The organism is Scytonema sp. NUACC21 (genome assembly GCF_054684315.1).
In genome coordinates, this window is the sequence record NZ_BAAFZH010000081.1 from 111,883 (window position 1) to 125,694 (window position 13,812).

Genomic DNA, 13,812 nt, shown 5'->3' on the forward strand with positions numbered 1-13,812 from the left:
TTTAAAATTCCAAACCTTGATGACAACACTATTTTATTTGATTATTTACGATTTACCCGACAACAAAGCAGCAAACAAGCGTCGAAATCGCTTACATAAAATGCTAAGTGGTTATGGAAATTGGACGCAATACAGCGTGTTTGAATGTTTTTTAACTGCGGTAAAATTTACCCAGATGCAAATCAAGATTGAAAAGTTAATCAAACCAGAGGAAGATTCGGTGCGGGTTTACGTACTTGATGCGGGTGCGGTGAAGCGAACTATTACCTATGGTTCGGAAAAGCCTCGACAAGAAGCAGCAATTATCATATACTAGGTTAGTAGCTTTATGTTTGGCAGACCAAAGCGGGGGCTAAAACCAGGGGGGTTCTGCCAAAATCGCCAGAACCTTGACAATTTAATAGTTACAGCGTTTTGATATTTAGCATTATTGATATTTTGTGTCAATAAGCGAGGCTGAAATGAAGTCATTTTTTCGATCTGCCAAAACTGCTTGTAGAATCCTTGCTCTGTAAGGGTCTCAGATGGCGGGCTTGAAACGTAGCGATTCCCGGAAACGGGACTGAAACTTGACGAAGACCGCTTTGACTCCGATTTAAGTGCGGCTTGAAACGTAGCGATTCCCGGAAACGGGACTGAAACGAGTGCGGGGGAGAGCATCTTTGGGGATTTTGGGAGGCTTGAAACGTAGCGATTCCCGGAAACGGGACTGAAACTGGCGACAATTTGCTGTTTGACATCAATACTGTTTGCTTGAAACGTAGCGATTCCCGGAAACGGGACTGAAACATCGCTGACAGTCTGCTCTGGATGCTCGCTCAAAAACTTGAAACGTAGCGATACCCGGAAACGGGACTGAAACCTATCATAAAGTGCTTGAAGCTTTGGGGTGGGGACTTGAAACCTAGCGATACCCGGAAACGGGACTGAAACATTGTTGACGTTTTTTAAATTCTGCTTGTTGTTTTTCTTGAAACCTAGCGATACCCGGCAACGGGGCTGAAACTGGCTCAAAGATATTAAGCAACCGGAGGGTTGGTGGGCAGTGCCCACCCAGTCCTTTCAACGCGAACAAATGAACTACTAAGATGAAGGCTGAAACCCGCTCTATGAGTCCAGTATTCTGTGGGACAATCCTGGGCAACTCTTTCTAAGGTATAAATCGCACCTGTTCTTGTAGCAACACTTTCATGCCCAAGCTGGGTAATTGCAGTCATAAATCTTTCCGCAATCAGCTTTTCTTTAGCTAGTTGAGCATTTTGTGTCTCAATTTCATTGCTTTTCTCTGCTGCGATCGCTCCAATACGGCTAGCCTCGGCACGCTTTGCTGCAAAGTAGGCATTCATCATCACTGCCAATCCTAAAAAGAAAGTTGCAGTTGTAGATAATGCCTGCGTTCTCGCTTCTATTTTTTGCTGAGTTGACAATCCCTCCATTTTATTAAACGCCAAGCAAATAAGCATTGGTGATAGGCTAAATATAGCTGTTATTGCTATCAACCAATTTTTTACAAAGTCTGTTTTCGTAGCAGACATAGTAGCGTTACTTCTCACAACACGGAATTTATACGTAGATTATAGGGAAAAAGGGTATACCATTTGTCTCAAAATTTCAATATCTGCCGATAGTAAGATGGCAAATATTAATACTCAATCAAATTTTCATGCAGCCTCCTTCAGGAACGTTTACGCTTCTTCGTTATTGACTTAATAATATAAAAACTCTCATTGGTGAATAAATAAATAAATTGCAAAATCTAAGCTAACATAGAAAGTTGTGGTTCTTATACTCTGCTGATAGTCGTGCATTATTATTGATAAGGTAAATTTGTAAAGTAAACCCAACACTCTTGGCAGAGAAAACAAAGCATTTGCCTCAAAGCAAGAAATGCAACAAAGTTTACAACCGATTGTTAAAGATTTAGTACTTGTAGGCGGCGGTCACAGCCACGCGATCGCTTTAAGAATGCTTGGCATGAAACCCTTACCTGGAGTACGTATAACCCTGATTAGTGAAAATTATAATACACCATACTCAGGGATGCTACCAGGACATATCGCTGGGTTTTATAGTTATGATGAATGTCATATAGACTTGCGACGTTTAGCAAACTTTGCTCAGGCACAATTGTATATAGACCGAGCCGTGAATCTCGACCTGGAAAACAAAAAAGTCATTTGTGCCAACCGCCCTCCTGTCTCTTTCGACCTGCTGTCAATAGATATAGGAAGCACGCCAGCTACAGTATTTGTACCAGGTGCAGCAAAATATGCAATTCCAGCAAAGCCAGTCTCTCAATTTCTACAACACTGGCATCAACTTTGTAGGGACTTGCCATGCATGGTCTCCACACAGAAACAAATAAGCCTTGCCATTGTAGGGGGTGGTGCGGGCGGTGTGGAATTGGCACTATCTATGAAAGCTAATTTGCAGCGGATTTTGAAGCAAGCAACCGGACAACCCATCCCAAGTCCAGAAATTCATTTATTCCAACGCGATACCGAACTGATGCCTCATTATCACCAGTCAGTACGGCATATTGTTAAAAAATCTTTGTTGGAGAAAGGTATTCAATTACACCTAGGAGAAGCTGTGTGTGAAGTCAAACCCCACGCAGTCATTTGTGAATCTGGGTTAACAGTAGAGTGCCATTCAATTTTTTGGGTGACAAATGCATCAGCCCCACATTGGATAAAAACAGCAGGATTGGCGACTGATGAGCATGGTTTTATTATGGTAGAGGATACTTTACAATCTTTATCTCATCCTGATGTATTTGCTACTGGTGATATTGCCACAATGGTAAATCACGCCCGTCCAAAGGCTGGTGTATTTGCTGTCAGGCAAGGAAAACCTTTATTTGAGAATTTGCAGCGAATTCTATTAGGAAAACCTCTTAAATCTTATACTCCGCAAAAAGAATATTTAAGTTTAATTGGCACTGGAGATGGACGGGCAATTGCAACACGCGGTTCTTTTACTTTACCACCTCACCAACTCTTGTGGCGCTGGAAAGACTCCATCGACCGCAAATTTATGGAACGGTTTACTCATTTGCCGGATATGTCATCTGTCATCAGTCCTTTGTCCTTTGTTAATGCTACAAGATTAAAGACAAAAGACACTGGAGAATTAACCAATGACAAAACAATGCGCTGTTCTGGATGTGGTTCTAAGGTTGGTAATACGGTTTTAGAGAAAGTTTTGTACCGCATTAAGGCAGAACAACCAAGTGGGTTAGAAACAAAAGATATTGTTATTGGTTTGGATGCACCAGACGACGCCGCAGTGGTACAAGTGCCAACAGGACAGTTGATGGTACATACTATTGATTATTTTCGTGCTTTGATTAACGACCCGTATATTTTTGGACAAATTAGTGCTAACCATTGCTTGAGCGATATTTTTGCAATGGGGGCTGTTCCTCAAAGTGCTTTGGCGATCGCTACTATTCCCTATGGTGAACCCGCTAAGATTGAAGAAACTCTTTATCAGTTGTTATCTGGTGCCGTCAAAGTGCTAAATCAAGCACAAGTACCTCTGGTTGGCGGTCATACCACAGAAGGGGCAGAACTGGGATTTGGATTATCTTGCAACGGTTTAGCTTATCCAGAGAAACTGTTACGCAAAGGCGGTATGCAACCTGGGCAAGTGTTAATTTTAACAAAACCACTGGGGACGGGAACTTTATTTGCCGCTGATATGCGCCGTCAAGCAAAGGGATGTTGGATTGAAGATGCTTTAGAAACAATGCTGCTGTCAAATCAAGCAGCTTCTGGGTGTTTTTTAGAACATGGGGCAACTGCTTGTACTGATATCACGGGTTTTGGGTTGGTGGGTCACTTAATGGAAATGGTGAAAGCTTCCAATGTTGCAGTTGAGTTAAAGTTGGATGCAATTCCGGTTTTAGCGGGTGCAAAGGAGACAACAGAACTGGGAATTTTGAGCTCCCTGCATCCAGAAAATTTCCAGGGATCTCGTTATATTGATAATTTAGAGCAAATTCAGAGTCACCCTCTTTTTCCCCTATTGTTCGATCCACAAACTGCTGGTGGTCTTTTAGCCTCTATTCCAGATTCCCACGCCGATCGCTGTTTGGCTGCACTCAAAAATTTGGGATACGGTCATAGTTGTGCGATCGGACACGTTATGCCAGTAGTTGGAGGTAAAAAGCCCATTAGTTTCATTCCTAAGTAAGCTTCTTACGCCCAATTAACCTAATTTTAGATGTGGAACAGCTGATTCTGATTAACTTGGTTAAATTGTATCAGGGTCAAGACCAAGAGCTTTCAACCGTGCCTTCAATTGTTCCACCTGCAATTCAGCAAGTTTTGCTCGTTCCTCCGCCTCCTGACGTGCCGTCTCGGCTTCCTGACGTGCCGTCTCGGCTTCCTGACGTGCCGTCTCGGCTTCCTGACGTGCCGTCTCGGCTTCCTGACGTGCCAAAATTTCCTGCTGTAGCGCCTGCACCAACTCACCTGGAGCTAGTAGCTTCTCCCCAGTATCCTCTCGGTAAAAGGCAATCAACTGACCTTCAATTTCCAAGCGAAGCTGCAAAGGCTCACATCGACCATTAGTAATTGGCTCATACTCCTCTGTGCCGGTCAAACGATAGCCTCTAAGCTGTTCGGCAATCCATTCTCCCTTGGGGTCAAATAACCAATACTCTTGAACATCTAGCTGCTCATATAGTGTTCTTTTATATTCCGTATCTTGCTTCCTAGTTCCTTCAGAGGTGATCTCAAAAATGACTACGGGTACCTGACCTTCTTCCCATGTCTTGTAGTTATCCCTTGGTCCTGGTGGCACATCAAAGATAACCATGATATCCGGAGCCACCCTTAATTTTGGAAACCCTTGAGCATAGTAAAGGAATTGGTCTGCAAGAACAATGGCAGCCTTACCTTCTAGATACTGACGTAGTGCGATAACAGCGTTAATAATTGCATCAACATGCACTGATGTTTCTGCCAAGGGTTCACCATCCGAGCTTGGGTAAAAAATTTCTGTTTGTTGGGTAGCTGATGCAAGAGAAGACATATTTTCACCAGCGAATAAGGTCTATAGCAATTTTAAATTATTTTTGATGGTGGTTAGTAGATAGTAGTTAGTAGATAGTAGTTAGTAGTTAGTAGCAAATCAGATCTAATAACCAATAACCAATAACCACTAACCACTAACCACTAACCATCCAAAGTTTTCACAGTTAATACCTGTGGTGGTGTCGAGTCTGGTGGATAAATCAAATTAATTTGTACTTGACGGCGAGAATTTGGTTGCATGGCTACCTTTAGCAAAGGTTCTAAAACTTGACCCGTTCTATGCCACAAATGTACGTAGCGTGTTGTTTGTTTTCCTTGGTCATCAAGGTAACGCAGCTGGATTGTACCTCGGAAAAATGGGAAATCTAGAGAGGGTTTGCGGAAACGCACACCACCTTTGGATAAGGTGTCTTCTTTTAAAGGTGTTTCTAATGTAATGGCTACGGTTTGGTTTTGGTTGCTGGAGTTAATTAAAGGTAGGTTGAGGCTATATTCCACTCCATAGTTACCATGTGCTTCGTAAGCTGTGTCAGGATAGCGCACTAACATTTTTGCAGTTTGGTTTTGACTGGTTCCCAAGCGTCCACCTCGAAGGGTTCCCATGCCGTAGGAAATCGCTTTACCGCGTTGCGGAATAGTCAAGTTCTTTGCTTTTGGGTTATCTACTAGTGTTGTCTGCCATTGAGAGCCTTGGGAAACACCAGCAACACGACCGTAAATGAGTTGTCCCCCAGTTTGGTTTGGAGGGGTCGGAGTTTTATCTCGGGGTCCTGCAAAGTTTCCAGTGTCTAGCAAAGTTTGCCATTCTGCTAAAGTGGGTGCGCGATCGCTATTATCAGCATTTTTCTTAGCAAACATTGCCAAACTTGCTGCATAAACATTGCCATTACTACGCAACCTCATAAAGCTGGAGCGTCCGTTTACGGGCTTTTCGAGATTCCGCACTGGGGTGGGATGGTTGAGTAACATCCGGGTTTGTCCTGGTGGAATCACCAGCTTTGGAGAAAATTCACTTTGCCTGACACCCCTAAGCACGTCAGCTACCGCCCTATTTCCCGGTCCTGCAAAAGCCTTACCATCAGAATTCTCAACGTAAGAGGGTAAAGTCACAAAGGGTGCATCTTGCATCAAATAACTAGCCGCTTGTAAAACCTCCACCGTCACTGGTTTTTTATTGGGATTGTGTAGCATCACTCCCAAGTAAAGCGTTTGCAAATCTTTAGGAGTGTGGGTGTAATGATGGGCAAATAAATCAAATCTTCCCTGAAAAGGAAAATTTAAGTGGGCTGCTGGAACTTTTTTTCCCTTAGAAGGAAAAGTGGAGAGTAAAATTCCCTCTGTCTTAATCCATTCAGGGCTATTGCTATTAAAAACTGGCACTGTATCCAACTTACCTGGCAAAGCACGTACTTCCCCTGCTTGTACGATTTCTTCGGGTGCTGGTTTGGGTGGATTTTGAGCAAGGGTTGTTTCTAAGGTTTTTCCTTTGCCGTGAGAGGAGAAGAGCGTACTTGTTACGAATCCAAAGCTAGAAGTAATAGCAAGTCCTAATAGGAGTATGAATACAGAGGCAGGTAATTTGTTTTTAGGTTGATAAGCTGGCATGAAAATTAACGTTCAAGGAAGTTGTGGTGTCAAAGATGATTCATTTTAACTACAAGTTCCTTGATATGTCTTTGTGAACTACCTACACTAGGTGCAAAATATAAAGAGTTCGGAGGAAATAAAAGCAATTGTGTTCGGAAATGGAAAAATGGCTGTAACCCTTACAAATGACAAATGACGACTAAAACCTGTTAACTTTAATTTGCACCCACCTATTTGCATCTTTACAAATAATCCAAAAACTGCTCTGGAACTAATCTTAATTCTCCCGATTTAAAGCGGTTGATATCTACCCACAGCGCGGTTTTTCTCCGCTTGCCTTCATTAAATTCCAACTTTTCAAGTTGATAGAATTTCGGGTCAACAAAGTCACATTGGTAAAGTTGAATGATTTCGTGACCGGGTTGACCGTTGAATGTAAAGAGATTTTCCAAACAGCCCAAGTATTGAATATTTGTTAAATCAGCTTGGATTTCTTCCTGAAATTCCCGTTTCAGGGCTTCTAAACTGGTTTCGCCGAAATCAACACCACCACCCATTGCACGGTAAAAAGTTTGTTGATTTGTTGGATCGTAGCCTTGGGAAATGAAGGTGCGATCGCCATCCCGAATCAATCCCAAAGCTAAGATACGAATTTCCCCTGGTTTGTGCATCGTCGTTGCTAGTTATCGTAAACAAACGAATTCAGATTATCGCTATCTTCAACAGGCCAGTCTTCGTTTTCGCCACCAATGTACAATTGCTCAATGGTGACGTGTTCCGCACTCAGTTGCTTGAGGGCATTTATAAGAATATCAAGAGCGATCGCATCAGAGGTTCCCAAATCAAACCAACAACGTGCCCATGTACCTTCATATTGCACCTCACCCATGTTGTGCATCAGCGCCAGCATACTGTTGTCATACCCTTGTGAATCGTAATCCATATAGCTCAGGTCAATCCCCATGTCTTGCACCTGAAGATTTTCAGCATTGAATGCACCCAACTTGCCCAAGTAAAACCAAGAGTCAAAAACTTCTTCTACATACTGTCTTTCTTGCCTAGATGGAATTGTGCTGAATCTCAGCCAAATCCACACGTTAAAAGGGTCAAATTCGCGAAACTGTACCTGCATTACCGTTGAATATCCCAATAACTTTTGCTTCCACCCAATTGTAGAAGAAGAGAAGGTGCAAGGGGTGCGGATTTTACGATATGGAGGTGAGAAGAGCTATTAACCTATCGCGTCTGGCGTTCGGCGTGAAAGCAAAGCTGAGGGATAACCGCTCCCATGCTCCCGATGAAGTAGGAAATAAAGTCTAGCAATGTCTAGGTTTTATATAGCAGACAACACAAACGGTAAACAAGGATGCACTAATAAAATCTGACCAGAGAATATCAATGCATCCGCATTCAAAATTAGTGTCGTCCTCCCTATGGCTTACTTGCTAACAGTGGTTATTTCTTTCGCAGCCTTACCCCGTTCGCGTTCAATTTGTTTGACGATACTCGCTGGAAGTTGAGCTTTTTTACTTAAGGCTTTGTCGAAGTTATCGATCGCCTCCTGCATAAATTTCGTGTTTTTATCCTTCTTTGCTTGTTCTCTAAGGATTTGGGCTTTAAGATAATATGACTCAGGGTTATCAGGCGTTGCCTTCAAAGCGCGATTGGCATAATCTAGTGCTTGGGAATACTGTTTTGTATCCCGATAGGCAAGGGCAATACCGCGATCGACTAAATACCGAGGACCCGCATTTTTTGCCAATTTTTCAATAGCCTGTTCTGGGTTGGAAAAAGGTAAGTTGACCGCTAACATTAAATCCATGTAGCCTTTGACCAAATTCAGTTCAGGATCGGTTGGAGAAACCGCTTCGGCTTTATCCAAATGATCGTAAACCTGATTTAACCGACTTAGGGCTTTTGGCGCACCACTCAACGTACCCTCACGTTGCAGAATAACTGCTCCCTCTAAAAAATACCCCACAGCCGTATACAAATTGCCCCGCAGAGGGTCCTCAGGAATGAGCTTTTGTGCGCTTTCTAGAGTTTTCTTACTATACGCCTCTAATGTAGCCCAATCTTTATTCGTGTATGCTAAAGATGCTTTCATAGCATGAGCTAACGGTTCGTTGGGCTCTGCGACGAGGGCTTCTTGTACGGTACTCTCCGCTGCTGGATAATTTCCCTGCTCGAAAATGGCTTTGAAAGCTGCTTCAGTTTTGTCACCAATGTTGCGGGGCTCGGTAGTCCGAAACGGATCTGCTAAAGAGGGATTGACATGAATATTTAGTATGAGAGTCACTGCAAAAGCTATCTTAGCTAGGCTAAAAAATTTAGCAGATGAGATTTTTGGTAGAACTAGAAATGGCTCCGTCATTGTTAACCTCAGGGAATTTACTGTTGTAAATGTTGTATTAATTACTTATGATACCAAGGGTGGCTTGTTCTTATTCCCGTCTGTTTGTGTCAGAATTTTTTATATTGGTTGACTTTGACAATTGTTTCAAGTTCCCATAATTGTTGTAACTATTTTTCTACGTAAGTTTGCAAAAATTGAGAGATAAAACAGACAAAACCGCCGTTAGCGCAACTCCTTGTGAACCCAAACTCGCCACTTCAACAAGGAGCAGGATAGGTCTTGCTGCTGGATAGAAGGTAGTTTGGCAGATAATGCGCTATAAATTTTCTCGGAACTTGTCTTTCGTTGCAGTGTAATTAATAAGTAAGTTGCTGACTTTTTAGTACTATTAACAAATGCTCTATCTCAGAAATATAACTTATCATCCAACAGCCTGCCCAACAGCAATCCTTAAATCAATTAATCTGGAATTGGCACCCCAACAACTTGGTCTTATCATTGGACCAAGCGGTTCTGGCAAAACTACGTTACTTGAAATTTTGTCTGGACTCGCCGAACCTACGTCAGGATCTATCTTGTGGCGGGAACAAGAACTGATTGCAGAACAGATGCAACAATTGGCTGGTTTGGTGTTTCAGTTTCCCGAACGACATTTTTGTGGTGGTACTATCTTAGAGGAATTGCGCTTGGGACATCCAGAGTTGGGAATAGAAAGAGTTAAGCGGGCACTGGGTGAAGTGGGATTGGAGCATTTATCGCTTGGTACAGCGCCTCATGCTTTAAGTGGAGGTCAGCAGAGACGTTTGGCTTTGGCTGTACAATTGATTCGCCAACCACATTTGCTGTTACTAGATGAACCCACAGCTGGGTTAGATTGGTCAATGCGTCGGCAATTGGTGAGTTTGTTGGCAAAATTGAAACAGGATTGGACTCTGCTGATCGTGACACATGACGCTGGTGATTTGTTGGCGATCGCAGATCGTTGCTGGACTCTCAAGCATGGTGAACTACAATCAGTTGACCCAACTACACTGGATACCAAGGAGAGGTTGGTGGTTAGTGGTTAGATAGTGGTTAGTGGTTAGTGGTTATTGGTTAGTAGCAAAAGCAACTACTAACTACTACCTACTAACCACTAACTCCTCACAAATTGTTGATTATTGAGTGTTGCTTCCCCGTGATCTGGAATCCAAGCTAACCACTCATGTTGGGAAACCTGACACAAAAGCAATGCTTCGTCAAAACTGTAGGGGTTGGGAAGTTCTAGAAGTTTTACCCAGGTATTAGCCTCGAAAGCTTGTGGTAACTGTTGGGGATATAGCTTGCTTGCAAAATCAATGTTTTGCCATAAGGTTTGCGTGGCAAAATCTATTCTACCTGAATCTAGTTTCATGGCTCTGCTATGGCCTTATCTGATGGGCTAATCAAAAATTATTTCTGTAACTCAGGCTACAAAATAAATAAGTCCTTTGAAAAGCGAATGTTTTATAACTTTACGTTTATGAAACTAAGTGGACAAAAAATAAAGAGGACAGGATTACGAAATGTAAACCTCCCGAAATCCTTACCAATGAGGAATGACAAAGAACTAGGGACGACCCTCATGAGTTGACTTCATTTATTTATGCCATCCTACTAAGAGTGTTGAGTTGTGTTGCGAGCGAGTTCAGTTAAGGCTTAATGGACGGTAGGCTGATAAATGGGTGAGCAACTCTAGCTATCGGGTTCTCATGCCAAAATTAAAAGCCTCATGGAGAAGAGTACGCGCTCTGCCCAGATCGCCGTCTTATCGTTATGAGGCAACAGAGGTTGTAGATTAATCCCTCCTAGGGATGGGTATAACACAAAACATGACAACTACTTCTTTCCCATCACTGCGCGAGCAACAGCATCCCCTCATTCGCCAACTAGCTAATTGTATAGAAGAAAGTTGGCACAAATACCTCGACTTGTCACCTTATAATTTACCTGCTGAGTTTGGGTATGTGGAAGGTAGGCTCGAAGGAGAAAAACTGACAATCGAAAACCACTGCTATCAAACCCCCCAGTTCCGAAAAATGCATTTAGAACTGGCAAAGGTGGGAAATATGCTGGATATTTTGCACTGTGTTATGTTTCCCCGCCCGGAATATGACATACCCATGTTTGGTTGCGATTTGGTTGGAGGAAAAGGTCAAATTAGTGCGGCGATCGCAGACCTTTCTCCAGTAAACATGGAATATAAGTTACCACATTCGTACAATTCTGCACTGGCGGCACTACCCAACCTGAACTTTTCCCAACCACGTGAATTGCCAGAATGGGGCGATATATTTTCAGAATTTTGTATCTTTGTTCGTCCTAATTCCTCTGACGAAGAAAGTATGTTTTTGACTCGGGTTCAGGAATTTTTACGCATTCATTGTACGCAAGCTCGTATTTCCCAACCAGTTTCATTTGAACATAGGATGCAAATTCTGGCTGGACAACGCAATTACTGCACTAAGCAACAGCAAAACGACAAAACTCGCCGGGTACTGGAAAAAGCCTTTGGTGTAGATTGGGCAGAACGTTATATGACTACAGTTTTATTTGATATGCCTGATTAGTCAAGGGTATGCTGCAGTCATTGAATCGGTGGGCAGTGCCCACCCTACACCATTGCTTGCGTAGCTTGCGTAGGTTGGGTTGAGGAACGAAACCCAACATTTCATCAGTATTGTGTCATTACGTAGGTTGGGTTGAGGAACGAAACCCAACATTTCATCAGATTTTTATGTATATAGCGATGCTAAATGGAGTATTATTTTAATCTAAATATACTGAAATAAACCCGCACGTACAGTACTAACAATCACTCATACTCCCTGATTATAAACCATCTTCCCTTCTGTAGATTCTGTTACGTTTTCTAGTATTTAATAAATGTAGAATTCAATTAACAAGAGAAGATAAAGTCATACAACTTATAACTGTATGAAATCGCCTATATCCACCAATAGCTTGCCTTTAAATTTATTGGTTAAATTAAGATTTAATCAATAAACTTAAAGGTAAACAGTTCACCGCGTTCATTTATATTTAAAGCAACTTGAAACCGTAATCATTTCAGTACCACAGACAAAGTTCTTGCCGAAAATCATATACTTTACAGCATCATCTCAACTGACCGGGAGTATGAGACATAGGAGTGCTATAGTTGGTCGCATTGCAAGGGCTTTAACAGTTAACAGATTTTGGTCATTGGTCACTATTGTACTGATGACTGATAAAAAACCCTTTTTTTTGACTCATCTAACTATGCCTAACTTGCTTTTTATCTAAAAGAGAGAAAAATGCAACCTAACGAACAACAGATAATCCCAAGGTTAAGTGAGAAGTCAAACTTAGGGGAGCAGCTACTTCTTGAGAATGAAAAATCAAAAGTTTGGTGGTTAATCGCTGTATCCCTGCCAGTCGTAGTTTCTTTTGGCCTACTGACTATAGCCAAAATGGAACAAATCAGAAGGCTAAACACAGTTGTACCTAGTGCGCCAATTGCCACCAGCATTAATGCTATGGGTCGCTTGGAACCTCAAGGGGAAGTGATCCAACTGTCTGCCCCAGCAGGAGTACAAGGATCGTCAAGAGTTGAGCAAGTTTACGTAAAAGAGGGGGAACGGGTTCAAAGAGGTCAAGTCATTGCGATTTTGGATAACTTTACCAGTACCCAGGCTGGAGTGGAAGAAGCTAGAGCAAAACTGCAAGAAGCCCGTGCTAATTTAGCAAACGTCAAGGCTGGTTCACCAAGAGATCTTCAAGCTCAAAAAGCAGTTATTGCTCGCCTGCAGGCTCAATTGGCTGGGGAAAGAGATGCCCAACAAGCAACAATTGCTCGCCTGCAAGCTCAGTTGTCTGGAGAAAAAATTGCCTTGCAAGCGACAATTAATCGTATCAAGGCTGAACTAGAAGGGCAAAAAGATGCCTTGATGGCATCAGTTGCGCGTGTACGAGCCGAACAACGCAACGCTCAAGCTGATGCTCAACGCTACGAGATGTTGTATAGAGAAGGTGCAATTTCTCAACAGGAACGCGATAGAAGACAGTTGAGTTTGGAGACTAGCACTTCTTCGCTGGCGGAAATGAGAGCTAACCAAAAGCAAGTCATCGCAACTTTACGACAGCAACTTGCTGAAGCTAGAGCTAACCAGTTAAAAATTGTAGCAACTGTACAACAGCAACTGATTGAAGCGAGAGTTACGCGAGACAAAACTCTAGCAACTTTGCAAAGGCAGATTGATGAGGAAAGAGCGAGACTTAACAGACTGCAAGAAGGTCGTCCAATTGATGTGCAAATAGCACAGGCTCAAGTTGGCAATGCACTTGCATCCTTGAGGAGAGCAGAAGCACAATTAAATCTCAGCTATGTCAAAGCACCAATTTCTGGAGAAGTTTTAAAAATTCATACCAAAACGGGGGAGAGCATCAGTCAATATGGTATTGCTGAAATGGGGCAAACCGATCGCATGGTGGTTGTTGCTGAAGTACCAGAAGACAGTATTGGTAAAGTGCGTCTCGGTCAACAAGCTATAGTCACTAGTGATAATGGAGCTTTTGATGGGGAATTGCAAGGAACAGTTTCCGAGATTGGTAGAAAGATTGGCAAAAAAGATGTGTTAAATACAGATCCCGCAGCAGATGTTGACGCCAGAGTTGTTGAGGTAAAAATTGCTCTCACTCCACAGGATAGTAAACGAGTTGCTAACCTCACTAATGCCAAAGTGGTTGTTGAAATAAATATCTAACAAAATTTATTTGTCATTTGTTCTTTGTCATATGTAAAAGATTGATGACCAATGACCAATGACC

The 13,812-nt window shown here is 42.4% G+C and carries 12 protein-coding genes and 1 CRISPR repeat array; of the genes, 5 read left to right on the plus strand and 7 right to left on the minus strand.

Annotated elements, in window-relative coordinates; translation table 11 throughout:
- Nucleotides 1-19 precede the first annotated feature (19 nt).
- A complete protein-coding gene (cas2, locus tag ACYRY3_RS18720) occupies nt 20-316 on the plus strand; it encodes a CRISPR-associated endonuclease Cas2 (protein WP_460203110.1) in 297 nt (98 codons plus the stop codon).
- Between the two features lie 214 nt (nt 317-530).
- Nucleotides 531-1,006: direct repeats of the CRISPR family, unit length 39 nt; unit sequence GGCTTGAAACGTAGCGATTCCCGGAAACGGGACTGAAAC.
- 13 nt (nt 1,007-1,019) lie between these two features.
- On the opposite strand, the gene ACYRY3_RS18725 is transcribed toward cas2, so the two are convergent.
- Nucleotides 1,020-1,535 (minus strand): hypothetical protein, encoded by a 516-nt coding sequence (locus ACYRY3_RS18725; RefSeq protein WP_460203111.1) that lies wholly within the window; start codon nt 1,533-1,535, stop codon nt 1,020-1,022.
- Nucleotides 1,536-1,887: 352 nt separating this feature from the next.
- On the opposite strand from ACYRY3_RS18725, the gene selD reads away from it, so the two are divergent.
- Nucleotides 1,888-4,197, plus strand: coding sequence for a selenide, water dikinase SelD (gene selD / locus ACYRY3_RS18730; protein WP_460203112.1), 2,310 nt, complete (start codon nt 1,888-1,890; stop codon nt 4,195-4,197).
- A gap of 60 nt (nt 4,198-4,257) precedes the next feature.
- Here the strand turns inward: selD and ACYRY3_RS18735 are convergent, their stop codons facing one another.
- The 5 genes from ACYRY3_RS18735 to ACYRY3_RS18755 all read right to left on the minus strand — a co-directional run bounded on the left by ACYRY3_RS18735 (nt 4,258) and on the right by ACYRY3_RS18755 (nt 9,003).
- Nucleotides 4,258-5,040, minus strand: coding sequence for a Uma2 family endonuclease (locus ACYRY3_RS18735; protein ID WP_460203113.1), 783 nt, complete (start codon nt 5,038-5,040; stop codon nt 4,258-4,260).
- Between the two features lie 143 nt (nt 5,041-5,183).
- Nucleotides 5,184-6,647: a DUF3370 domain-containing protein gene (locus tag ACYRY3_RS18740; RefSeq protein ID WP_460203114.1), complete on the minus strand. Its 1,464-nt coding sequence runs from the start codon at nt 6,645-6,647 to the stop codon at nt 5,184-5,186.
- Between the two features lie 224 nt (nt 6,648-6,871).
- The gene (locus ACYRY3_RS18745; protein WP_460203115.1) at nt 6,872-7,300 is read right to left on the minus strand and encodes an NUDIX hydrolase; all 429 of its coding nucleotides are present in this window, start codon (nt 7,298-7,300) and stop codon (nt 6,872-6,874) included.
- An 8-nt stretch (nt 7,301-7,308) separates the two neighbouring features.
- Entirely contained in the window at nt 7,309-7,761 is a 453-nt protein-coding gene (locus ACYRY3_RS18750) for a DUF3531 family protein (protein ID WP_460203116.1), read from the minus strand.
- A 306-nt stretch (nt 7,762-8,067) separates the two neighbouring features.
- Nucleotides 8,068-9,003: a Sll0314/Alr1548 family TPR repeat-containing protein gene (locus ACYRY3_RS18755; RefSeq protein WP_460203117.1), complete on the minus strand. Its 936-nt coding sequence runs from the start codon at nt 9,001-9,003 to the stop codon at nt 8,068-8,070.
- 377 nt (nt 9,004-9,380) lie between these two features.
- On the opposite strand from ACYRY3_RS18755, the gene ACYRY3_RS18760 reads away from it, so the two are divergent.
- Nucleotides 9,381-10,052: an ABC transporter ATP-binding protein gene (locus ACYRY3_RS18760; protein ID WP_460203118.1), complete on the plus strand. Its 672-nt coding sequence runs from the start codon at nt 9,381-9,383 to the stop codon at nt 10,050-10,052.
- Between the two features lie 68 nt (nt 10,053-10,120).
- On the opposite strand, the gene ACYRY3_RS18765 is transcribed toward ACYRY3_RS18760, so the two are convergent.
- Nucleotides 10,121-10,378 carry a hypothetical protein gene (locus ACYRY3_RS18765; protein ID WP_460203119.1) on the minus strand — a complete coding sequence of 86 codons (258 nt, stop codon included), beginning with the start codon at nt 10,376-10,378 and terminating at the stop codon, nt 10,121-10,123.
- 457 nt (nt 10,379-10,835) lie between these two features.
- Between ACYRY3_RS18765 and ACYRY3_RS18770 the strand changes: the two genes are divergently transcribed.
- Together ACYRY3_RS18770 and ACYRY3_RS18775 are read left to right on the plus strand one after the other, a co-directional pair.
- Nucleotides 10,836-11,573: a phycocyanobilin:ferredoxin oxidoreductase gene (locus tag ACYRY3_RS18770; RefSeq protein WP_460203120.1), complete on the plus strand. Its 738-nt coding sequence runs from the start codon at nt 10,836-10,838 to the stop codon at nt 11,571-11,573.
- Nucleotides 11,574-12,323: 750 nt separating this feature from the next.
- A complete protein-coding gene (locus ACYRY3_RS18775; protein WP_460203126.1) occupies nt 12,324-13,748 on the plus strand; it encodes an HlyD family efflux transporter periplasmic adaptor subunit in 1,425 nt (474 codons plus the stop codon).
- Nucleotides 13,749-13,812: the final 64 nt, after the last annotated feature.

Bases quoted from the DNA above. Each gene is read 5' to 3' on its own strand.
- ACYRY3_RS18725 (WP_460203111.1), bottom strand. From the start codon at position 1,535: ATGTCTGCTACGAAAACAGACTTTGTAAAAAATTGGTTGATAGCAATA.
- ACYRY3_RS18760 (WP_460203118.1), top strand. From the start codon at position 9,381: ATGCTCTATCTCAGAAATATAACTTATCATCCAACAGCCTGCCCAACA.
- ACYRY3_RS18765 (WP_460203119.1), bottom strand. From the start codon at position 10,378: ATGAAACTAGATTCAGGTAGAATAGATTTTGCCACGCAAACCTTATGG.
- ACYRY3_RS18750 (WP_460203116.1), bottom strand. From the start codon at position 7,761: ATGCAGGTACAGTTTCGCGAATTTGACCCTTTTAACGTGTGGATTTGG.
- ACYRY3_RS18770 (WP_460203120.1), top strand. From the start codon at position 10,836: ATGACAACTACTTCTTTCCCATCACTGCGCGAGCAACAGCATCCCCTC.
- ACYRY3_RS18755 (WP_460203117.1), bottom strand. From the start codon at position 9,003: ATGACGGAGCCATTTCTAGTTCTACCAAAAATCTCATCTGCTAAATTT.
- selD (WP_460203112.1), top strand. From the start codon at position 1,888: ATGCAACAAAGTTTACAACCGATTGTTAAAGATTTAGTACTTGTAGGC.
- ACYRY3_RS18735 (WP_460203113.1), bottom strand. From the start codon at position 5,040: ATGTCTTCTCTTGCATCAGCTACCCAACAAACAGAAATTTTTTACCCA.
- ACYRY3_RS18740 (WP_460203114.1), bottom strand. From the start codon at position 6,647: ATGCCAGCTTATCAACCTAAAAACAAATTACCTGCCTCTGTATTCATA.
- cas2 (WP_460203110.1), top strand. From the start codon at position 20: ATGACAACACTATTTTATTTGATTATTTACGATTTACCCGACAACAAA.
- ACYRY3_RS18745 (WP_460203115.1), bottom strand. From the start codon at position 7,300: ATGCACAAACCAGGGGAAATTCGTATCTTAGCTTTGGGATTGATTCGG.